17 protein-coding genes are annotated in these 20,376 nt (G+C 70.0%); 9 read left to right on the top strand and 8 right to left on the bottom strand.

Annotated features, from left to right (window positions below; all coding sequences use genetic code 11):
- Window positions 1–124: 124 nt before the first annotated feature.
- The gene (locus BDK92_RS22685) at window positions 125–985 is read right to left on the bottom strand and encodes a bifunctional methylenetetrahydrofolate dehydrogenase/methenyltetrahydrofolate cyclohydrolase (RefSeq protein WP_121158517.1); all 861 of its coding nucleotides are present in this window, start codon (window positions 983–985) and stop codon (window positions 125–127) included.
- Between the two features lie 533 nt (window positions 986–1,518).
- Here BDK92_RS22685 and BDK92_RS22680 point away from each other — a divergent pair.
- From BDK92_RS22680 to BDK92_RS22655, 6 genes are all read left to right on the top strand, one after another.
- The gene (locus BDK92_RS22680) at window positions 1,519–3,156 is read left to right on the top strand and encodes a peptide ABC transporter substrate-binding protein (protein ID WP_121158516.1); all 1,638 of its coding nucleotides are present in this window, start codon (window positions 1,519–1,521) and stop codon (window positions 3,154–3,156) included.
- A gap of 229 nt (window positions 3,157–3,385) precedes the next feature.
- A complete protein-coding gene (locus tag BDK92_RS22675; RefSeq protein ID WP_121158515.1) occupies window positions 3,386–4,324 on the top strand; it encodes an ABC transporter permease in 939 nt (312 codons plus the stop codon).
- A gap of 93 nt (window positions 4,325–4,417) precedes the next feature.
- Window positions 4,418–5,374 (top strand): ABC transporter permease, encoded by a 957-nt coding sequence (locus tag BDK92_RS22670; protein ID WP_121158514.1) that lies wholly within the window; start codon window positions 4,418–4,420, stop codon window positions 5,372–5,374.
- Between the two features lie 7 nt (window positions 5,375–5,381).
- Window positions 5,382–6,419 (top strand): ABC transporter ATP-binding protein, encoded by a 1,038-nt coding sequence (locus BDK92_RS22665; protein ID WP_121158513.1) that lies wholly within the window; start codon window positions 5,382–5,384, stop codon window positions 6,417–6,419.
- Window positions 6,406–7,434 carry an ABC transporter ATP-binding protein gene (locus BDK92_RS22660; protein WP_121158512.1) on the top strand — a complete coding sequence of 343 codons (1,029 nt, stop codon included), beginning with the start codon at window positions 6,406–6,408 and terminating at the stop codon, window positions 7,432–7,434. The genes BDK92_RS22665 and BDK92_RS22660 overlap by 14 nt, the downstream gene beginning before the upstream one ends.
- Before the next feature lie 106 nt (window positions 7,435–7,540).
- Window positions 7,541–8,128: a hypothetical protein gene (locus BDK92_RS22655; protein ID WP_147457088.1), complete on the top strand. Its 588-nt coding sequence runs from the start codon at window positions 7,541–7,543 to the stop codon at window positions 8,126–8,128.
- Window positions 8,129–8,257: 129 nt separating this feature from the next.
- Here BDK92_RS22655 and purH read toward each other — a convergent pair whose 3' ends face one another.
- The 3 genes from purH to BDK92_RS22640 form a co-directional block, all read right to left on the bottom strand.
- A complete protein-coding gene (purH, locus tag BDK92_RS22650) occupies window positions 8,258–9,829 on the bottom strand; it encodes a bifunctional phosphoribosylaminoimidazolecarboxamide formyltransferase/IMP cyclohydrolase (RefSeq protein WP_121158510.1) in 1,572 nt (523 codons plus the stop codon).
- Window positions 9,826–10,446: a phosphoribosylglycinamide formyltransferase gene (purN, locus tag BDK92_RS22645; protein WP_121158509.1), complete on the bottom strand. Its 621-nt coding sequence runs from the start codon at window positions 10,444–10,446 to the stop codon at window positions 9,826–9,828. Before purN ends, purH begins: the two co-directional genes overlap by 4 nt.
- 107 nt (window positions 10,447–10,553) lie before the next feature.
- Complete coding sequence (locus tag BDK92_RS22640) at window positions 10,554–11,969, bottom strand: cell division protein PerM (RefSeq protein WP_246017193.1); 1,416 nt, start codon at window positions 11,967–11,969, stop codon at window positions 10,554–10,556.
- Window positions 11,970–12,153: 184 nt separating this feature from the next.
- Here BDK92_RS22640 and BDK92_RS22635 point away from each other — a divergent pair, with 184 nt between their 5' ends.
- The gene (locus tag BDK92_RS22635) at window positions 12,154–12,411 is read left to right on the top strand and encodes a hypothetical protein (RefSeq protein ID WP_121162493.1); all 258 of its coding nucleotides are present in this window, start codon (window positions 12,154–12,156) and stop codon (window positions 12,409–12,411) included.
- A 98-nt stretch (window positions 12,412–12,509) separates the two neighbouring features.
- Here BDK92_RS22635 and sucD read toward each other — a convergent pair whose 3' ends face one another.
- The 3 genes from sucD to icmB all read right to left on the bottom strand — a co-directional run bounded on the left by sucD (window position 12,510) and on the right by icmB (window position 15,479).
- Complete coding sequence (gene sucD / locus BDK92_RS22630; protein ID WP_121162492.1) at window positions 12,510–13,397, bottom strand: succinate--CoA ligase subunit alpha; 888 nt, start codon at window positions 13,395–13,397, stop codon at window positions 12,510–12,512.
- A gap of 1 nt (window position 13,398) precedes the next feature.
- Window positions 13,399–14,577 (bottom strand): ADP-forming succinate--CoA ligase subunit beta, encoded by a 1,179-nt coding sequence (gene sucC / locus BDK92_RS22625; protein WP_121158508.1) that lies wholly within the window; start codon window positions 14,575–14,577, stop codon window positions 13,399–13,401.
- Between the two features lie 497 nt (window positions 14,578–15,074).
- Window positions 15,075–15,479, bottom strand: a complete 405-nt coding sequence (gene icmB, locus BDK92_RS22620; RefSeq protein WP_121162491.1) for a coenzyme B12-dependent isobutyryl CoA mutase small subunit — start codon at window positions 15,477–15,479, stop codon at window positions 15,075–15,077.
- A gap of 403 nt (window positions 15,480–15,882) precedes the next feature.
- On the opposite strand from icmB, the gene BDK92_RS22615 reads away from it, so the two are divergent.
- Both BDK92_RS22615 and BDK92_RS22610 read left to right on the top strand, forming a co-directional pair.
- On the top strand, window positions 15,883–16,605 hold the full coding sequence (locus BDK92_RS22615) for a M23 family metallopeptidase (RefSeq protein ID WP_121158507.1): 723 nt from the start codon (window positions 15,883–15,885) through the stop codon (window positions 16,603–16,605).
- A gap of 273 nt (window positions 16,606–16,878) precedes the next feature.
- Window positions 16,879–17,730 carry a M23 family metallopeptidase gene (locus BDK92_RS22610; RefSeq protein ID WP_121158506.1) on the top strand — a complete coding sequence of 284 codons (852 nt, stop codon included), beginning with the start codon at window positions 16,879–16,881 and terminating at the stop codon, window positions 17,728–17,730.
- A gap of 34 nt (window positions 17,731–17,764) precedes the next feature.
- Here the strand turns inward: BDK92_RS22610 and pcrA are convergent, their stop codons facing one another.
- Window positions 17,765–20,272 (bottom strand): DNA helicase PcrA, encoded by a 2,508-nt coding sequence (pcrA, locus tag BDK92_RS22605; protein ID WP_246017192.1) that lies wholly within the window; start codon window positions 20,270–20,272, stop codon window positions 17,765–17,767.
- Window positions 20,273–20,376: the final 104 nt, after the last annotated feature.

The following is a 20,376-nucleotide window of genomic DNA, read 5'->3' as shown; positions in this document are numbered from 1 at the left end:
GCCAGGGGCTGAATTGCCAGATCATCCCCGGTTGACCGATCTGGTCATCCCTGGTCGACCGGTCAGGCGGCGGCCCGGACGGCCGGCGCGGCGGTCCGCCGACCACCCGCACCGGGTACCCGGGTCAGCCGAGTTCAGCCCGCTCGACCACGTTGGTGAGCAGCATGGCGCGGGTCATCGGCCCGACGCCGCCGGGCATCGGGACCATCGCACCGGCCACCTCGGCCACCTCGGCCGCGATGTCCCCGGTGTAGCGCCCCTTGCCGTCCGGTCCGATCACCCGGGTGATGCCGACGTCGACCACGGTCGCCCCCGGCCGGACCATGTCCGCGGTGAGCAGCCCCGGTACGCCGGCCGCCACGATCACGATGTCGGCGTTACGCGTGTGCTTGGCGAGGTCCAGGGTGCCGGTGTGGCAGAGCGTCACGGTCGCGTTCTCGCTCCGACGGGTGAGCAGCAGGCCGAGCGGACGTCCCACCGTGTTGCCGCGTCCGACCACCGCGACCTCGGCGCCACGCAGCGGCACGTCGTACCGGCGCAGCAGCTCGACGATGCCACGCGGGGTGCAGGGCAGCGGTCCGTCGTAGCCCAGCACCAGCCGGCCGAGGTTGACCGGGTGCAGCCCGTCGGCGTCCTTGTCCGGGTCGATCAGCTCCAGGACCCGCTGGGTGTCGAGGTGCCGGGGCAGCGGCAGCTGGACGATGTAGCCGTGGCAGGCCGGGTCCGCGTTGAGTTCCGCGATGACCTCGTCCACCTGCTCCTGGGTGGCGTCGGCCGGGAGTTCACGCCGGATCGAGGCGATGCCGACCTCGGCGCAGTCGCGGTGCTTGCCGTTGACGTACGCCTGCGAGCCGGGATCCGCACCCACCAGTACGGTGCCGAGGCCGGGGACCAGACCCCGCTCGGCGAGGCCCTTCACCCGCACCCGTAGCTCGTCTTTGATCTCTGCCGCGGTTGCTTTGCCGTCCAAGAGGGTCGCCGTCACGTACCTGATCGTCTCACGGCGGGGCGGTCGACTTCGGGGACACCCGGCTGCCCGACCGACGGCCCCCGGGGCACCGCGCCGGGATGTCTCCGTTCCGGGGACCGGGGCGTCTCTGTTCCGGGACGCAGCTCGCCTTTCCTGTGAGGCAGCCCAGAAGCCAAGATGATGTAACTTTCCGTAACCGTGTTGTTCGTCACGCCCGGTAATGGGTTGTGGAGTTGTCCACAGCACGAGCGTGCGACCAGGCACAAGCCGGACAAACCCCAGGTGGCGTACCCCACGCCATGACCGCCGCCGATTGCGGAGTTTGGGCCTGCATATGCTGAAATATTGCAAGCGATCCCCCCGGCGGCCCGAAGCCCTCTTTATCAGAAGTCTCGTTACACCGCAAGCAGACTCTCAGCGACCCGTTATTCAGTCGTAATCTGCTGGTTTGGACTAGGGTGCTGCCTCGGCCTACCTTTGCCGAGCGTTGCGCAGAGTGACTCGTACCCGAGACACGGCTGCCCAGCGTGAGGAGATGAGGAGGCTCAATGCAGGTCCGTAGGCTCGCTGCCTGGGCCGCCGTTCCGCTCGTCGCAACCCTGGGCCTCGCGGCCTGTGGCAGCGGCGGCGATGGCGGTTCCGGGGACAGCAACCCCAACGCTACGGTGTCGATCCAGATCGGCGAACCGCAGCACCTGATCCCGACCAACACCACCGAGACGGCCGGCAACCAGGTCCTCGCTGGCCTGTTCACCCCGCTCGTGACGTACGACGCACAGAACAAGCCGGTCGAAGACCAGGCCGAGTCGATCACGTCCACGGACAACACCCTGTGGACGATCAAGCTCAAGGACGGCTACACCTTCCACAACGGCGAGAAGGTCACCTCCGACAGCTACATCAACGCCTGGAACTACGGTGCCTATGCCCCGAACGGCCAGGGCGCCGCGTACTTCTTCGAGAAGATCGCCGGCTACGACGACCTTCAGTCGACCGACCCGGACGGCGACGGCCCGCAGAAGGCCCCGACCCCGAAGGCGAACACGCTGACCGGGCTGAAGAAGGTCGACGACCTGACCTTCACCGTCACCCTCTCGGCGCCGTACACCGACTTCAAGTCGATGCTCGGGTACAACGCGTTCTACCCGCTGCCGAACGCCGCCTTCTCCTCCCCCGGAGTGATCAAGGACGGCTTCGAGGACGCCATCATCGGCGATGGCCCCTTCAAGATGAAGGGCACCTGGCAGCACGACGCCAAGATCGAGGTCGAGAAGTACGACGCCTTCGCCGGTGAGAAGCCGAAGGTGGCCGGCGTCGAGTTCCGGATCTACCAGCAGCTGACCGCCGCGTACGCGGACGTCATCTCGGACAACCTGGACGTCCTCCCGACGATCCCGACCGAGAACCTGACCAGCGTGACGACCGACCTCGGCGACCGCTTCCAGCAGAGCCCGATGTCGTCGTTCCAGTTCGTGGCGTTCCCGACCTTCGACCCGAACTTCGCCAAGCCCGAGGTTCGCAAGGCGATCTCGATGGCGATCGACCGCGACGAGATCATCAAGTCGGTCTTCAAGGACTCGCAGCAGTCCGCCCGCTCGTTCGTCTCGCCGGTCGTGTCCGGTTACCGGGACAACACCTGCGGCGCCGCCTGCGAGTTCAACCCGACCAAGGCCAAGGCGGACTACACCGCCGCGGGCGGTCCGGCGAAGATCGAGATCTCGTACAACGGTGACGGTGGGCACAAGGACTGGGTGGACGCCACCTGCAACCAGCTCAAGACCAACCTGGGTGTGGACTGCGTCGGCGCCGCCGAGCCGAAGTTCGCCGACCTGCTGGACAAGGTCGAGAAGAAGACTCCGGTCGGCATGTTCCGGCTCGGCTGGGTCATGGACTACCCGTCCATGGAGGACTACCTCGGCCCGCTGTACAGCACCAACGGTTCGTCGAACTACTACGGCTACAGCAACCCGCAGTTCGACGCGCTCGTCAAGGAAGGGTCGGCCGCGGCCACCCCGGAGGAAGCGATCAAGAAGTACCAGGCAGCCGAGGACATTCTGGCGAACGACATGCCGGTCATCCCGCTGCGCTTCGGTCAGAACAACTTCGGCTACTCGAACAAGGTCAAGAACGTGGAGATGGACCTGTTCCAGGTCGTCAACCTGACCAAGATCGAGGCCGTCAGCTGAGCTGACCCCCCGAATCTGGTTCGTGCCCCCCGGTAACCCCCGGTTGGCTCGGGCCATGGATGGAGGAAGTCCGGCGTCGCCCAAGAACGCCGACGCCGGACTTCCTCCGCCGGGCGCGCCGAAGTGCCCCCTCTCGAATGAACCATCCGGGCCCAGGCCCGGATACTTTCGTACGACGAACAGCCCGCTTCGTACGACTTTCGTCCATATTCGGAGAGAAAGCTAAGGTATGTTCCGCTATATTGTGCGGCGCCTGCTTCAGATGGTCCTGGCGTTCTTCGGGACCACGCTGATCGTCTACGCGCTGATGTTCGCCGGCCAGGGCGACCCCATCCAGGCACTTGCCGGCGAGCGGCCGGTCACTCCCGCCCAGCGGGCATACCTGACCGAGACCTTCCACCTCGACAAAAAGGGTGTCGGCGGCTTCTTCTACCGCTACTTCGACTACATCGGCAACCTGCTGCACGGCGACCTCGGTCAGTCCCTGACGCAGCGCCCGATCGGCAAGATGATAGAGACGGCCTGGCCGGTCACGCTGAAGCTGGCCCTGATCGCCATCGCCGTCGCGATCCTCTTCGGCGTCACCGCCGGGGTGATCGCCGGCATCCGGCGCGGCGGCTTCTTCGACAACTCGACCCTGCTGCTCACGCTGCTGGTACTCGGTATCCCGAGCATCGTGCTGGCCCCGCTGGCGCAGTACTTCCTCGGCGTCAAGCTCTCGATCTTCCCGCCGACCGCAGGGGCGCAGCCGTCCTTCTACGCCCTGCTGCTGCCCGGCATCGTGCTCGGCTCGCTCTCCCTGGCCACCGCGCTGCGACTGACCCGAACCTCGGTCGCCGAGAACATGCGCTCGGACTACGTACGGACCGCGAAGTCGAAGGGCCTGGCGCGACGGCGCATCGTCGGCGTGCACGTGCTGCGGAACTCGCTCATCCCGGTGGTGACCTTCCTCGGCGTCGAGCTGGGCAACCTGATGAGCGGCGCGATCATCACCGAGGGCGTGTTCAACATCCCCGGCATCGGCTTCAACCTCTTCCGTGGCATCCGCACCGAGGACGGCCCACTGGTGGTCGGAATCGTCAGCATCCTGGTCGTGGTCTACCTGATCTGCAACCTCGTGGTGGACGTGCTCTACGCCGTCCTCGACCCGAGGATCCGGTATGTCTGAGCGACGAGTCGAAGACCCCAGCGTCAGCAGTGGACGCGAACAGATCCGTCAGCGCGGTCAGCGCGGTCCGCACATGTGTAGCGAGGTGCAGGCATGAGTGACTTCAACACCGTCGCGGCGACCGAGAACCCGGCCGCGCGACCCGGCCCCGCCGGAGAACCCGGCGCCCCCGGCAAGGTCGACCCGGCCCACAAGCCCCGCAGCCTGGCCGGCGACGCGTGGCGGGACCTGCGGCGCAACCCGATCTTCTGGGTATCGCTCACCCTGGTCGTCATCGTCACCCTGATGGCGGCCTTCCCGAGCCTGCTCACCGCGAACGACCCGACCGACTGCACGCTCTCGCGGCAGCACCAGGGGCCGTCCGGCGGCGCGATCTTCGGCTACAACTTCCAGGGCTGCGACATCTACGCCCGCTCGGTGTACGGCGCCCGCGCCTCGCTGCTGGTGGGTGCGCTCTCCGCCCTGCTCACCGGCATCGTCGCCGTGGTCATCGGCATGCTCGCCGGCTACTTCGGCGGCTGGGTCGACGCGGTGCTCTCCCGGGTCATCGACATCGTGCTCGGGCTGCCGCTGCTGCTCGCCGCGATCGTGCTGCTCAAGCGGATCGACAGCGACAACCCGTGGGCCCGGATCGGCGCGCTGATCTTCGTCCTCGCCATCCTCGGCTGGACCACCGCCGCACGCGTCATCCGCTCCTCGGTGATCAGCGCCAAGCAGCAGGACTACGTGGCGGCGGCCCGGATGCTCGGCGCCGGCAACGGCCGGATCATGTGGCGACACATCCTGCCGAACTCGCTCGCCCCGGTGGTCGTGGTGCTGACCATCGCCCTCGGCTCGTTCATCGCCGCCGAGGCGACCCTGTCGTTCCTCGGCATCGGCCTGAAGGAACCGACGATCTCGTGGGGTATGGACATCGACGCCGGCCGGGTGCACATGCGGGAATCAGCGACGCCGCTGATCGTCCCGTCCACCTTCCTCGCCCTGACGGTGCTCGCGTTCATCATGCTCGGCGACGCCATCCGCGACGCCTTCGACCCGAAGCTGCGGTGATCAAATCATGAGCTACCTTTCGGCCCAGCCCAGCCCGGCGCCCACCGCCGGCAGCCACCGCCCGCACCTGCTCGAGGTACGGGACCTGCACGTCGAGTTCCGCACCCGGGACGGCGTGGCGAAGGTGATCAACGGTGTCTCGTACCACCTGGATGCCGGCGAGACCCTCGCCGTACTCGGCGAGTCCGGCTCCGGCAAGTCGGTGACCGCCCAGGCGATCATGGGCATCCTGGACATGCCGCCGGCCGTCATCCCGTCCGGCGAGATCCTGTACGACGGCAGCGACCTGCTCAAGATGCCCGAGGAGCAGCGCCGGCAGGTCCGGGGCAAGCAGATCGCGATGATCTTCCAGGACGCGCTCTCCGCGCTCAACCCGGTCTTCCCGGTCGGCTGGCAGATCGGCGAGACGCTGCGCCAGCGCGAGGGCATGTCCCGGTCGGACGCCCGTAAGCGGGCGATCGAGCTGATGGAACTGGTCAAGATCCCGGCCGCGAAGCAGCGGGTGAGCGACTACCCGCACCAGTTCTCCGGCGGTATGCGGCAGCGCGTCATGATCGCGATGGCGCTGGCCCTGAACCCACGGGTGCTGATCGCCGACGAGCCCACCACCGCGCTCGACGTCACCGTGCAGGCCCAGATCATGGACCTCCTCGGCGACCTCCGCCGGGAACTCAACATGGCCATGATCCTGATTACCCACGACCTCGGTGTGGTCGCCGACGTCGCGGACCGGATCGCGGTGATGTACGCCGGACGGATCGTCGAGCACGCCGACGTACACTCGCTGTACTCGTCTCCTGGCCACCCGTACACCAAGGGTCTGCTGGAGTCGATCCCCCGGCTGGACCAGCGCGGCCAGGAGCTTTCCACCATCAAGGGCCTGCCACCGAACCTGATGCGCATCCCCTCGGGCTGCCCCTTCCACCCGCGTTGCCCGTACGCCCAGCAGGTCTGTGTCGACGTGGTGCCGGAGAACCGGAACCTCGGCAACGGCCGGACCAGCGCATGTCACTTTGCCCAGGAGGTCCTCGATGGCCGGCTCTAGCGCAACCAAGGTGCGTGGCGAAACGATCCTGCAGGTCGACAACGTCGTCAAGCACTTCCCGATCACCCAGGGCGTGGTCTTCAAGAAGCAGATCGGCGCCGTGAAGGCGGTCGACGGAGTCAGCTTCGAACTGCGCCGGGGCGAAACCCTCGGCGTGGTGGGCGAGTCCGGCTGCGGCAAGTCGACCCTCGCCCGGCTCCTCATGCGGCTGGAGACCCCGACCGGCGGCAAGGCGACGCTGGAGGGGAAGGACATCTTCAAGATGTCCGGCTCCGAACTGCGCCGGCTGCGCCGCAACGTGCAGATGGTCATGCAGGACCCGTACACCTCGCTGAACCCTCGGATGACCGTCGGCGACATCATCGGCGAGCCGTTCGAGATCCACCCGGAGGCCGCGCCGAAGGGCTCCCGTGGGCGGCGGGTACGCGAACTGCTCGACATCGTCGGACTCAACCCCGAGCACATCAACCGGTACCCGCACCAGTTCTCCGGCGGTCAGCGGCAGCGGATCGGGATCGCCCGGGCGTTGGCGCTCAACCCGGAGATCATCGTCTGTGACGAGCCGGTGTCGGCGTTGGACGTGTCGATCCAGGCGCAGGTGATCAACCTGTTGGAGAAGCTCCAGGACGAGTTGGGGCTCTCGTACGTGTTCATCGCGCACGATCTGTCGGTGGTTCGGCACATCGCCGACCGGGTGGCGGTGATGTATCTCGGCAAGATCGTGGAGATCGGTACGAACGAGGAGATCTACGAGCGGCCGACCCACCCGTACACCCAGGCGCTGCTCTCCGCCGTACCGGTCCCGGACCCGTCCGCCCGCGCCCACCGGGAGATCATCCGGCTGACCGGTGACGTACCGTCGCCGGCCGACCCGCCCTCGGGCTGCCGGTTCCGTACCCGCTGCTGGAAGGCCCAGGACATCTGCGCCACCCAGGACCCGCAGCTGGTGCTCCGGCCCGCCGACCCGCACCCCTCCGCCTGCCACTTCGCGGAGCTCAAGCACGTCGTCGCCTGAGGTGTAAGGAAGGGCCCCTTCTTATCGTTTTCTGTATAGGAAGGGGCCCTTCCTAACATCCGGCGCAGGCTGGGAACTCGGCGGCAGGGCTACGACTCTGCCTGGCATGAGCTGGAGACGTACGACAATCCTCTGCGCCGTGGTGGCGTGCGGCAGTCTGCTGGCCGGATGCGGCACAACGCCCTCCCCCGGTCCGGACACGGAGTCGCGCGGCACGGCCACCTCGACCGGCACCAGCGGGGCCGGCACCAGCGGGGCCGGCGCCAACTCCACTACCGGGCCCGGAAGCGGTCAGCCGGCCGCTGGGGCGCCGACAGCCGGCCCCTGCCCCGCCGGCGCCGACTACCCCGCCGGCACCGATCACGAGGCGCGTGAGGTGCCCGGCGGAGGTCCTGGCACAACCCTCTGGGCGTTGCTCTTCCTCACCACCGACGAGTTGACCGCCGACAGGGACACGAAGATCGTCTGGCGGATGACCGGCACCGGTGACCTGACCATGCGGGCCACCGGTCCGGCCGGCGCCGAGGTCACCCCGATCTGGGGACCGACCGGACACAGCGGAAGCAACTGGAAACGCCCCGGCGACGAGTGGGGCACCGGCTGGCACTTCCCGACCCCCGGCTGCTGGACCGTGCACGCCAGCCGGGCCGGCGGCGACGCCGCCCAACTCGTGCTCCGGGTCGCCCCGGCATAACCGGCATCAACGTCGTCCCGAGGTGCGGCACCGCGAACCGCCGCCCCGGCGGGACGTCCTGGACCACCGGCCCGAAACGACACCGGGGTGGGCGGCCGGTCGGCCACCCACCCCGGTCACGCGGGAAACTCAGTGGAAGAAGTGACGGGTACCGGTGAGGTACATGGTCAGACCAGCCTGCTGAGCGGCGGCGATGACCTCTTCGTCGCGTACCGAGCCACCCGGCTGCACCACCGCGCGTACACCCGCGTCGAGCAGCACCTGCAGACCATCGGCGAACGGGAAGAAGGCGTCCGAGGCGGCCACCGAACCACGGGCCCGGTCCGCACCCGCCCGAGCCACCGCGAGCTGCGCCGAGTCCACCCGGTTGACCTGTCCCATGCCGACCCCGACGGTCGCACCGTCGGCGGCGAGCAGGATCGCGTTGCTCTTGACCGAACGGATCGCCCGCCACGCGAAGACCAGGTCGCGCATGAGTTCCGACCCGGCCGGATCGCCAGCGACCAGCTTCCACCCGGCGGCGTCGTCGCCGGGGGCGTCGATCCGGTCGGCCGACTGGGCCAGCACGCCACCGGTGATCGCCCGCCACTCGACCGGCGCCGGTTGCCAGGCCGGCACCCGGAGCAGCCGGATGTTCTTCTTGCCGGCGAGCACCTCGACCGCACCGTCGGCGAAGGCCGGCGCGACCACCACCTCGGTGAAGATGTCCGCGATCTGCTTGGCCAACTCCACCGAGACCGGCTGGTTCACCGCGATCACGCCGCCGAAAGCCGAGACCGGGTCGCAGGCGTGCGCCTTGCGGTGCGCCTCGGCCACGTCAGCACCGTTCGCGATGCCGCACGGGTTGGCGTGCTTGATGATCGCCACGGTCGGTACGTCCGCGCCGAAGTCGTTCGCCGCGCGCCAGGCCGCGTCCGCGTCGACGTAGTTGTTGTACGACATCTCCTTGCCGTGCAGCTGCTCGGCCTGCGCCAGCCCCGCGGCCGCGGCCGGGTCGAGGTAGATGGCGGCCCGCTGGTGCGGGTTCTCGCCGTACCGCAGGGTGGCGCTGCGCCGCAGGGCGAGCCCGGCGAAGTCCGGCCACTCCGACTCCGAGGCGAGGTCCTGGGCGAACCACTGCGCCACCGCCACGTCGTACTCGGCGATGTCGGCGAAGGCCCGCGCCGCGAGCGCGCGCCGCTCGCCGAGGGTGAAACCACCGTCGGCCAGGGCTGCCAGGATCGACGGGTACGCGTCCACCGAGGTCACCACGGCCACCGAGGCGTGGTTCTTGGCGGCGGCCCGGACCATCGCCGGCCCGCCGATGTCGATCTGCTCGACGCACGCGTCGAAGTCCGCGCCGGAGGCGACCGTCTCGGTGAACGGGTAGAGGTTCGACACCAGCAGGTCGAACGGGGCGATGCCGAGTTCGTCGAGCTGGCTGGCGTGCCGCTCCAACCGCAGGTCGGCGAGGAGACCGGCGTGCACCTTCGGGTGCAGGGTCTTGACCCGGCCGTCCAGGGTCTCGGGGAACCCGGTCAGCTCCTCGACCTGGGTAACCGGCACACCCGCCGAGGCGATGGTGGCGGCGGTGCTGCCGGTCGACACGATCTCAACCCCGGCGGCGTGCAGCGCCTGGGCCAGTTCGGTCAGCCCGGTCTTGTCGTACACGCTGACCAGCGCGCGTCGTAGCGCGCGCCGGCCGTCGGAGGTGGCGCTCATGGGATCGTGACCTTTCTTCCGGTGATCGTCCAACCCTCGCGCGCCAGCCGTCCGACCTGCTCGACGAGTTGGCGCCGCTCGGCGACCTTGATGCGTTCGGTGAGGGTTTCCTCGTCGTCGTCGTCGAGCACCGGCACCGCCACCTGGGCGACGATCGGTCCGGTGTCGACGCCGGCGTCGACGAAGAAGAGGGTGGCCCCGGCGATCTTGACGCCGTAGGCGAGCGCGTCGCGCGGGCCGTGGATGCCGGGGAAGGCCGGCAGCAGCGCGTTGTGCGTGTTCAGGTAGCGGTCGCCGAAGGCGGCGAGGAAGTGCGGGCCGACGAGTTTCAGGAAGCCGGCCGAAACCACCAGGTCGGGCTTGTACTCGGCGACGTGCGCGGCGAGCGCGCGGTCCCACTCCTGGCGATCCGGGTACGCCTTCAGCGGGTCGACGAAGACCGGCACCCCGGCTGCGGTGGCGCGGTCGAGTCCGGCGATGCCGGCACGGTCCGCGCCGACGGCGACCACCTGCACTCCGTACGCCGGATCGGTGGACGCGTCGAGCAGCGCCTGGAGGTTGCTACCGGACCCGGAAATGAGGACGACGACTCGGGCGGCCGACACGGGCTCAGTCACCTCAGCACCCTATCGGGCAGCTCAGACCCGCTCTGCGGCGGCTCGGGCCAATCCGCCGGCTCGGGGCCGGTCACCGGCTCGGGCAGCCTGCCGGGCCCGACCGGTGGTCAGGGCCGGGCGAAGGCGCGGGTGACGGCCGCACCGACCGTCGCCCCGACCGCCACCACGACGGTGGCGACGACCGCGACCTGCCAGCTGACCGGCCCCACCTCGGCGAGCCGGCCGCCGCCGAGCGAGCCACCGGAGGCCCAGGCGGCCGCCCCGAGCACGACGCCCGCGACCGGTCCACCGACCAGGGCCGCGGCGAGCAGTGGGGGCCAGCGCACCACCAGCCGGCCCCGTCCCGCCCCCCGGGGCAGGGCGGCGGGCGGCGCCGGCAGTCCGGCCCGCCGCAGCGACCGGCGGGTGAGCAACCAGCCAGCGGCCAGGCCGGCGATCACCGGCACCGCGAGCAGCGCCGCACGAAACCCGCCGATCGGCCCGGACGGTAGTCCGGCCAGCAACGGCACCGCCGGCAGCGCGCCGACGGTCACCTCGGTCGTGCTCACGGTCGTACCGGTGCCGATCGCGAAGCCCGGCCCGAGCAGGTAGGACGCGGCCCAGACGGCGGCGTTCGGCGCGTACCCGGCGCTGACCGCGGTGATGCCGGCCTGGCCGACGACCCCGGTCCGGTAGGCGGTCAGCATGTCGGAGGCCGCGCCGCCGCCGGTGGCCACCGCGAGGCCGGCCGCGCCGGCGCCCGCGCCGAGCATGAGCAACGCGGCCACCAGCCCGGTCCGCAACCCGTCGCGGAAGACCGCCGGGGTACGCCGGGCGAGTGCGCCGAGCGTGCCGGTGACCGGCAACGCCCCCGCGTACGCGGTGAGGGTGCCGAAGACGGTGAGGGTGAGCCCGGCCCGTGCCGGTGACACGTCCTGCCCGCCGGGGGCGACGATCACCGCGGCGAGGACACCGAGCAGCCCGTACGCGATGCCGACCGCGCCGGCGACGGCGAGTGCCTGGCGCGGGGTGCCGTGCTGGCGTGCGCCGATCGCCCGGCTGGTGTGTACGCCCGCACGGGCCACCCGCCAGGCGGCGAACACGGCGAGCCCGAGCGGCGGCAGGTGGAAGGTCCCGGCCTCGGTGTCGAGCGGTACGCCGTGTCCGACCAGCCAGCCGGCGAGCCCGACGCGGGCCGCCCCGCCGACCGCGCCGGCGTCTTCGGTGAGCCGCGCGAAGCCGAGTACGACCGCGACCGGCAGGTAGGACAGGATCGCCGCCCAGGTGGTCGCCACGGCGGCGGCCACCGGCAGCGGGGCGCGGCGGCCGGAACGGCGTGCGGCGCCGCCCGGCCGGGCGGTGGTTCCCGCTCCCGGTCGCCGGTCCCCGGTACGGTCCGGTTCGGTGCCGTCGCGTCGGTCCAGTTCGCCTCGGCGGGCAGACGGAACCGCGTCGACCGGGTCGGTCCGGCCGGTCGTCGGCGCGCGGTCCGCCGGATCCGGCCGAACCGGACGGTCGGGCTGATCGGGGGTGATGGGTGGCATCGTGCCCTACTTTGGCACGCCGGTCGGCGGCCTGGGGGGCGACACCACCGACTATCTCCGGTGACTTGCGCGATTTCTCTACAAACAGCCCGCTCTCGGGGTTACCGTCGGCCCAACCCGTCGGACCGTGCGGTCGGCGTACCTCGGCCGGGCGGATTCCGGGCCATCCCTGGTGGAGGTGTGCATGGCGGGCCAGTATCCGTACCAACCGCCGGCGAGAGCGGGCCGGGACCGGACCACCCTCTGGGGCGTGCTCGGCATCGTCGTCGGCCTGGTCTGCTGCGGCGTACTCGGGGTGATCTTCGGCTATCTGTCCATTCGGGACGCTCGCCGCTACGGCAGCTCCCCGGTGCTCGGCTGGATCGCGATCGGGCTCAGTGTGCTCAACATCCTGGGCACCGCGATCCTGCGCGGCACCGGCAACTATCCCGGCTGGCGCTGACCCAGCATCGGACGGCGAAGGGGCCGACCGCATGGCGGTCGGCCCCTTCGTGGTGTTCAAAATCGCCGGTACGCGTCCCGCGTACCGGCTCCGTCAGCTCAGCTGCCGGACATGATCTCCCGCATCAGCTGGGCGGTCTCGGTCGGCGTCTTGCCGACCTTGACCCCGACCGCCTCCAGCGCCGCCTTCTTCGCGTCGGCGGTGCCGGCCGAGCCGGAGATGATCGCACCGGCGTGCCCCATGGTCTTGCCGGGCGGGGCGGTGAAGCCGGCGATGTAGCCGACCACCGGCTTGGTGACGTTGGCCTTGATGAACTCGGCGGCCCGCTCCTCGGCGTCGCCGCCGATCTCGCCGATCATCACGATCGCGTCGGTGTCCGGGTCGGCCTGGAAGGCCGCGAGGGCGTCGATGTGGGTGGTCCCGATGACCGGGTCACCGCCGATGCCGACGCAGGTGGAGAAGCCGATGTCGCGCAGCTCGTACATCATCTGGTAGGTCAGCGTGCCGCTCTTGCTGACCAGGCCGATCCGGCCGGAACCGGTGATGTCGGCCGGGATGATGCCGGCGTTGGAGGCGCCCGGGGAGGCGATGCCGGGGCAGTTCGGGCCGATGATCCGGGTCCGCTCGCCCTTGCTGACGTTGTACGCCCAGAAAGCGGCGGTGTCGTGCACCGGTACGCCCTCGGTGATCACCACGGCGAGCTCGATGCCCGCGTCGATCGCCTCGACGACCGCGCCCTTGGTGAACTGCGGCGGTACGAAGATGACCGTGGTGTCGGCGCCGGTGCCGGCCATCGCGTCCGCGACGCTGGCGAAGACGGGCAGCTCGGTGCCGTCGAAGTCGACGGTCTGACCGGCCTTACGCGGGTTCACCCCGCCGACCACGTTGGTGCCCGCGGCGAGCATCCGCCGGGTGTGCTTGGAGCCTTCGGAGCCGGTCATCCCCTGGACGATGACCTTCGAGTCCTTGGTCAGCCAGATTGCCATGTCAGACCCCCGCAGCCGCGAGCTCGGCGGCCCGCTCGGCCGCTCCATCCATCGTGTCCACCCGCTGCACCAGCGGGTTCGCCGCGGCGTCGAGGATTGCCCGACCCGCCTCGGCGTTGTTGCCGTCCAGCCGTACGACCAGCGGCTTGTCCACCTGCTCACCGCGCTCGGTGAGCAGGGCCAGCGCCTGGACGATACCGTTGGCGACCTCGTCGCACGCGGTGATGCCACCGAAGACGTTGACGAAGACGCTCTTGACCGACGGGTCGGAGAGCACGATCTCCAGACCGTTCGCCATCACCGCCGCGCTCGCGCCGCCGCCGATGTCGAGGAAGTTCGCCGGCTTGACCCCGCCGTGCCGCTCGCCCGCGTACGCGACCACGTCGAGCGTGGACATGACCAGACCGGCGCCGTTGCCGATGATGCCGACCTCGCCGTCGAGCTTGACGTAGTTGAGGTCCTTCTCCTTCGCCCGCTGCTCCAGCGGGTCCACCGAGCCCTGGTCGACCAGTGCCTCGTGGTCCGGGTGCCGGAACCCGGCGTTCTCGTCCAGGGTCACCTTGGCGTCGAGCAGGAGTACGTCACCCTTGGCCGTACGGGCCAACGGGTTGACCTCCACCAGGGTGGCGTCCTCGGCGACGAAGGCCCGCCAGAGTACGACCGCGATGCCGGCGATCTGGTCGGCGACCGCGGCCGGGAACTTGGCCGTGGCGACGATCTCGTTGGCCTTGTCCAGGTCGACGCCGACGTTGGGGTCGATCGCGATCTTCGCGACCCGTTCCGGGGTCTCGGCGGCGACCTGCTCGATGTCCATGCCGCCGGCCACGCTGGCGATGCAGAGGAAGGTGCGGTTCGCCCGGTCGAGCAGGTACGAGAGGTAGTACTCCTCGGCGATCTCCGCGGTCACCGTGATCATGACCTTGTGGACCGTGTGACCCTTGATGTCCATGCCCAGGATGTCGGTGGCCCGGGCCACCGCCTCCTCGGGGTTGTCGGCGAGCTTGACCCCGCCGGCCTTGCCCCGGCCGCCAACCTTCACCTGGGCCTTGACAACAACTCGGCCACCGAGGCGATCGGCGATCGCGCGGGCCTCCTCGGGGGTGGTGGCGACGCCGCCGGCGAGCACGGGCAAACCGTGCCGCTCGAACAGCTCGCGCCCCTGGTATTCGTACAGGTCCACGATTGCGCGTCCCGTCCAGTCTCCGCGGCGCGCCGTCGCGCCGCCGCCAGCGTGAAAAATGAGTTGATGCCTGTCATCAAAAAAGGAAACAGGCCTCCGGCGGCAGCCTAGCGATGCGGGCACCGATGGCAATGGAGTGGGTGTGCGGTGTGCGGTACTGCACAGCCATCGACGCCTGCGGCGAAGCCCCCCGGAAACCTTTCTGACCGAAGTCACGGCAACCGCGTAACCCCTGCGGGAAGACGTCGTTGAGTCAGGTGTCGGAGCGCTGAGCCGCGCGATGACGGGAGACGGCCGATGCCCTGTCGGTCGAGGGGTGGCGGCGGGGCATCGCGCATAGAGAGGCCGGACGTGTGAGGGGTGCGTCCGGCCTCTCCCCCCGTCTGGGCACGGACGTTTCCGTGCCCAGCATCACATCTGTCACATCTGTGCTCACGCAGCGCGATCGACGATGTGGGGGGTGACAGTCGAGTCAGGAAACCGGTCGGATCGAGCGATCAGGAAACCGGCTGGGCGACGTTGGCCCGGACCCACTCCACGATCGCCTGGGTGGTCGCACCCGGGGTGAACACCTTGGCGACCCCGATCCGCTCCAGCTCCGGAATGTCGGCGTCCGGAATGATGCCGCCGCCGAAGACGACCATGTCCTGGGCGTCCCGCTCGGCGAGCAGTTCCACGACCCGCCGGAACAGGGTCATGTGTGCCCCGGAGAGCACCGACAGGCCAACCGCGTCGGCGTCCTCCTGGATGGCGGTCTCGACGATCTGCTCCGGCGTCTGGTGCAGCCCCGTGTAGATGACCTCCATGCCGGCGTCACGCAGCGCACGGGCGACGACCTTGACGCCACGGTCGTGGCCGTCCAGGCCGGGCTTGGCGACGACGACCCGGATTCGAGAGCTCATCAGAACACCTTTCCCGCGCACCTCGGCAATCACCTTAACGAACGGTAACCCGCGCTCCGTACCCTTCGGAATCCGGCCGGCGGACCCGGTCCGGGTCGACCCCGACGGGTCACCCACCGTTGCCGTACAGCCGACCCAACTGACCCGCCGTACCGCCATCGGTGACTGAGAGCTACTAACGATAAGACCCGCTAATGGTTACGAAATTGGGCGTTTCCTGACGGACAGGCGCACCGCACGACGACAAAGCCGTGGGGTGACTTGTGGGTCGACTAGGTGGCGGTTACCGTGACGACGGTTGTCATCAGGTCCTCGATCGGGTGACAACACGGTCCAACCGAGTGGTCGGCACCACCGCCCTCCGGACAAGGCCGGTTCCAATACCCGACAACGGAGGGTGTGCGTGCGCCAGCGCCTGTCGTCTGAGCCCGATCGATATCGCGGGCGACGCCGCGTACCCACCCCCCCGCGCAGCCGCTACGCCGCAGTCGTCACCACCGCCGTCGTCGGCGCCGGCATCGTCGCCCTGGGCGCGGCCGCCATGCCCGACGCGAAGGCGGTCAGCCCCACCACTCTGGCCGACCTGGAGAACGCCTCCGCGACCAGCGACGACCTCGCCTCGCGCGCCGACAGTGCCGAACGCGCCACCCGTGACGAGGACCGCTCCGGCATCGCGAGCACGATGGCCGAGGCGCCGGACGTCTGGCTGCTGCCGCTGCACGGCTACAACTTCACCTCGCCGTACGGCATGCGCTGGGGCAAGCTCCACGCCGGTGTCGACCTGGCCGCCGCCGAGGGCACCCCGTACCACGCCATCCACTCCGGCAAGGTCACCCGCGCCGGCTGGTACGGCGGCTACGGCTACTGCGTGATCGTCACCCACCCGGACGGCTCCGAATCCGTCTACGGCCACTCCTCCAAGATCCTCGTCAAGGAGGGCCAGGAGGTGAAGGCCGGCGACCAGCTCGGACTGGTCGGCAACACCGGTCACTCCTACGGCTCCCACCTGCACCTTGAGGTGCATGTCAACGGCGTCCCCCGGGATCCGATCCCGTACCTGCGGGACAAGGGAGTGGACATTCAGACCCAAGTCGAGGCAATTTACGGCGGAGTAACCGCCCAGTAGCCCGACGCACCGCGTCGAAACCGCCCGGGACCGTTCGGTCCGGGCGGTTTTTCGTTCGCCCGGGCCCGGTGAAGTTTTCTAGGTCACAGGAGTCGATGTGGCCGGAGACACGCCCGGCCCGCGCCGACAACCGGTAACCCAGCCCCAATCCCGGCGTATCTGACCGCCGTAGCCGCTGGCCGCTCCGCCCGGCGACAACCCCGATGCCGCTGGTCACCGCCGCGACCGGCCACCATTTCCCGGGTCAGTTCCCGTATCCCGGAGGTTCCACCCGTGCAGGACAGCCAGCCGCTCGACGACCGCGACCGCGACGAGGACGGGAAGGACCTCCGGGCCGGCAGCGACGTACCCCGACACCGCGCCCCGCACCGGCGCCTCGGTCGCGGCGTCTACGTGGCGACCGGGCTGGCCGTACTCATCGGATTCGGTGCCGCGGCGCTGACCGTCGGCGGCGACGACGAGCAGCCGACCCGGACCACGCTGGCGGCGGACTCCGCCGCCCGAGCCCGCGCGGCCGAGCGCGCCGACCGGTCCGAACGCGACCCGATCGCCGGCAGCCCGACCGGGATCCCAACCGACCTGCTCGGTACGCCCACCCCGAGCACCAGCCCGACCCCCTCGGCCACCCCGAGCGCCAGCCCGACCCCGACCACCCCCAGGACCACCCCGGCAACCAAGAAGCCGACCCCCACCAAGGCCACGGTGAAGCCGACCAAGGCCGCCGCCGCCTGGGTCAACCCGATGCCCGGTGTTCCGGTCAGCTCCTGCTACGGCATGCGCGGCGGCGTCCTGCACGCCGGCATCGACCTCGCCGGAGACGAGAACACACCGATCCACGCCGCCGCCGCCGGCACGGTGATCACCGCCGGCGCCGCCTACGACGGGTACGGCATCTCCGTGGTCATCGACCACGGCAACGGCATCCTGACCCACTACGCGCACCAGAACCGGACCGCGGTACAGGTGGGCGACAAGGTCACCGCCGGTCAGGTCATCGGGTACGAGGGCGCCACCGGCGACGCCACCGGCCCGCACCTGCACTTCGAGGTGCACCAGGGCGGGCTCTGGAACCAGATCGACCCGGCCCCGTTCATGCGGGCACACGGCGTCGACCTGGGCTGCTGAGCACCGACCCCAGCCGAGCGGATCGCCGGGAGGGTCAGAGCTTGTCGATCGGCGCGTGCCGCAGCACCAACCACATGGTCTGGTCACCGAAGTCGATCTGAGCCCGCGCACCCGGCCCGTGCCCCTCCACCGCCACCACCCGGCCCAGTCCGTACCGCTGGTGGTTGACCCGGTCCCCGGCCGCCACCTTCGGCGTCTGCGGCAACTCACTGGCGGTCGCCAACCGGCTGGCGTCGACGCCCAGCTTCCGGGCGAGCTGCGCGGCCTTCGGCGTACCGCCGGTGAAGCCGCCACCCCGGGCGGCCGAACCGGAATCGGCGTAGCCGGCCCGCCCGCCCACACCGCCGCCCGTGCCCGACCAGGACGTGTACGACCCCTCGGTCCGCTCCCAGCGCACCAGGTCGGTCGGGAGTTCGGCCATGAACCGCGACGCCGGGTTGTACGACGGCTGGCCCCACGCCGAGCGGGTGACCGCGCGGGACAGGTAGAGCCGCTGCCGGGCGCGGGTGATGCCGACATAGGCGAGCCGGCGTTCCTCCTCCAGCTCCCGGGTGTCGCCGAGCGCGCGCAGGTGCGGGAAGACGCCGTCCTCCAGGCCGGTCAGGAACACGACCGGGAACTCCAGTCCCTTCGCCGTGTGCAGGGTCATCAGCGTGACCACACCCTGCGGCTGCTCCGCCTGTTCGCCGTCGGCCGCCGGACCCGCCTGGTCGGGGATCTGGTCGGCGTCGGCGACCAGCGCGACCTGCTCCAGGAAGCCGGCGAGGGTGGCCCCGCCCTCCCCCTCCTCCGCCTGCGCCTCGACCCGTTCGGTGTACTCCCGGGCGACGCTCACCAGTTCCTGGAGGTTCTCCACCCGCCCGGCGTCCTGCGGGTCGAGGCTCTCCTCCAGTTCGCTCAGGTATCCCGAGCGGGTGAGCAGGGACTCCAGCACCTCCTCCGGGGGGGCCGTCTGGGCCAACTCCCGGGCGCCGTCGAGCAGGGCGACGAAGTCGGCGATCGAGTTGGCGGCCCGGGTGGAGATCCCCGGAGCGTTGCCAGCCCGCCGCAACGCGGCCCCGAACGAGATCCGGTCCCGGGCGGCGAGCGCCTCGACGCACGCCTCGGCCCGGTCACCGATCCCCCGCCGGGGTGTGTTGAGCACCCGGCGAAGGCTCACCGTGTCGTCGTCGTTGACCACCGCACGCAGGTACGCCAGCGCGTCGCGTACCTCCTTGCGCTCGTAGAAGCGCACCCCGCCGACCACCTTGTACGGCAGCCCGACCCGGATGAACACTTCCTCGAACACCCGCGACTGGGCGTTGGTCCGGTAGAAGACGGCAACCTCGCCCGGCCGGGTCAGCCCCTCGTCGGTCAGTCGGTCGATCTCCCGGGCCACCCAGTCGGCCTCGGCGTGCTCGGTGTCGGCGACGTAACCGACGATCTGCTCCCCCGCACCGGCGTCGCTCCAGAGCCGCTTCGGCTTGCGGGAGGTGTTCCGGTCGATCACGGCGTTGGCCGCGTTCAGGATGGTCTGGGTGGAGCGGTAGTTCTGCTCCAGCAGAATGGTCCGGGCGTCGGTGAAGTCCCGTTCGAACTCCAGGATGTTGCGGATCGTGGCGCCCCGGAAGGCGTAGATCGACTGGTCCGCGTCACCGACCACGCAGAGCTCGGCCGGTGGCAGCCCGTCGGTCCCACCCGCGGCCGACTCGCTCCCGACCAGCTCCTTGATCAACGTGTACTGGGCGTGGTTGGTGTCCTGGTACTCGTCGACCAGCACGTGCCGGAACCGGCGCCGGTAGCTCTCCGCCACGTGCGGGTGGGACTGCAACAGATGCACCGTGGTCATGATCAGGTCGTCGAAGTCGAGCGCGTGCGCCTCCCGCAGGCGCTGCTGGTAGCGGGTGTACGCCTCGGCCAGCGCGCGCTCGTTCGGCCCCTTCGCCCGGCCGGCGAACTCCTCCGGGTCGATCAGCTCGTTCTTCAGGTTGGAAACCTGGGCCGCCAACCCGCGCGCCGGATAGCGCTTCGGGTCGAGATCCAGTTCCCGGGCGACCATCTGCATCAACCGCCGCGAGTCGTCCGCGTCGTAAATGGAGAAGGTCGACTTCAGACCGGCGTGCTCGTGCTCCGCCCGGAGGATCCGTACGCAGGCGGAGTGGAACGTGGAGACCCACATCAGCCGGGCCCGGGGACCGACCAGGGCGGCCACCCGCTCCTTCATCTCCCCGGCGGCCTTGTTGGTGAAGGTGATCGCGATGATCTCACCGGGATGCACCTGCCGGGCCGCGAGCAGATAGGCGATCCGGTGGGTCAGCACCCGGGTCTTGCCGGAACCCGCACCCGCCACGATCAGCAACGGGGAACCGGCGTGCGTCACCGCGTCGCGCTGCGGGCCGTTCAACCCGGTCAGCAGGGCCTGTGGGTCCCCGGCCGGGAACGGCGGACGCGCCACGGGCGACGGGAACGGCGCCGACGACCGGGGCGGCGGCGAGGGCTGGGACCCCGGAGGCTGGGGCGGGGTCGAGGGCTGGGTCGGCGGGGTTTCGAAGAGAGCATGCATCGCAGCGCGAGTCTATGCCGCCGGGCCGACACCTTCGGACTCCCCTGCCGACCGGCAACCAACTCGTCACCCGCGCGTACTGGTGGGTTCCCGACCGATCGAGA

The sequence above is a fragment of the Micromonospora pisi genome (assembly GCF_003633685.1).
Classification (GTDB): Bacteria; Actinomycetota; Actinomycetes; order Mycobacteriales; family Micromonosporaceae; genus Micromonospora_G; species Micromonospora_G pisi.
This window is presented reverse-complemented; position numbering and strand designations above follow the sequence as displayed.

Coding starts and splice junctions, on each gene's coding strand:
- BDK92_RS22660 (WP_121158512.1), top strand. CDS start 6,406: ATGGCCGGCTCTAGCGCAACCAAGGTGCGTGGCGAAACGATCCTGCAG.
- purH (WP_121158510.1), bottom strand. CDS start 9,829: ATGAGCGCCACCTCCGACGGCCGGCGCGCGCTACGACGCGCGCTGGTC.
- BDK92_RS22655 (WP_147457088.1), top strand. CDS start 7,541: ATGAGCTGGAGACGTACGACAATCCTCTGCGCCGTGGTGGCGTGCGGC.
- sucD (WP_121162492.1), bottom strand. CDS start 13,397: ATGGCAATCTGGCTGACCAAGGACTCGAAGGTCATCGTCCAGGGGATG.
- BDK92_RS22675 (WP_121158515.1), top strand. CDS start 3,386: ATGTTCCGCTATATTGTGCGGCGCCTGCTTCAGATGGTCCTGGCGTTC.
- BDK92_RS22665 (WP_121158513.1), top strand. CDS start 5,382: ATGAGCTACCTTTCGGCCCAGCCCAGCCCGGCGCCCACCGCCGGCAGC.
- BDK92_RS22680 (WP_121158516.1), top strand. CDS start 1,519: ATGCAGGTCCGTAGGCTCGCTGCCTGGGCCGCCGTTCCGCTCGTCGCA.
- icmB (WP_121162491.1), bottom strand. CDS start 15,479: ATGAGCTCTCGAATCCGGGTCGTCGTCGCCAAGCCCGGCCTGGACGGC.
- BDK92_RS22670 (WP_121158514.1), top strand. CDS start 4,418: ATGAGTGACTTCAACACCGTCGCGGCGACCGAGAACCCGGCCGCGCGA.
- BDK92_RS22635 (WP_121162493.1), top strand. CDS start 12,154: ATGGCGGGCCAGTATCCGTACCAACCGCCGGCGAGAGCGGGCCGGGAC.
- BDK92_RS22640 (WP_246017193.1), bottom strand. CDS start 11,969: ATGCCACCCATCACCCCCGATCAGCCCGACCGTCCGGTTCGGCCGGAT.
- pcrA (WP_246017192.1), bottom strand. CDS start 20,272: ATGCATGCTCTCTTCGAAACCCCGCCGACCCAGCCCTCGACCCCGCCC.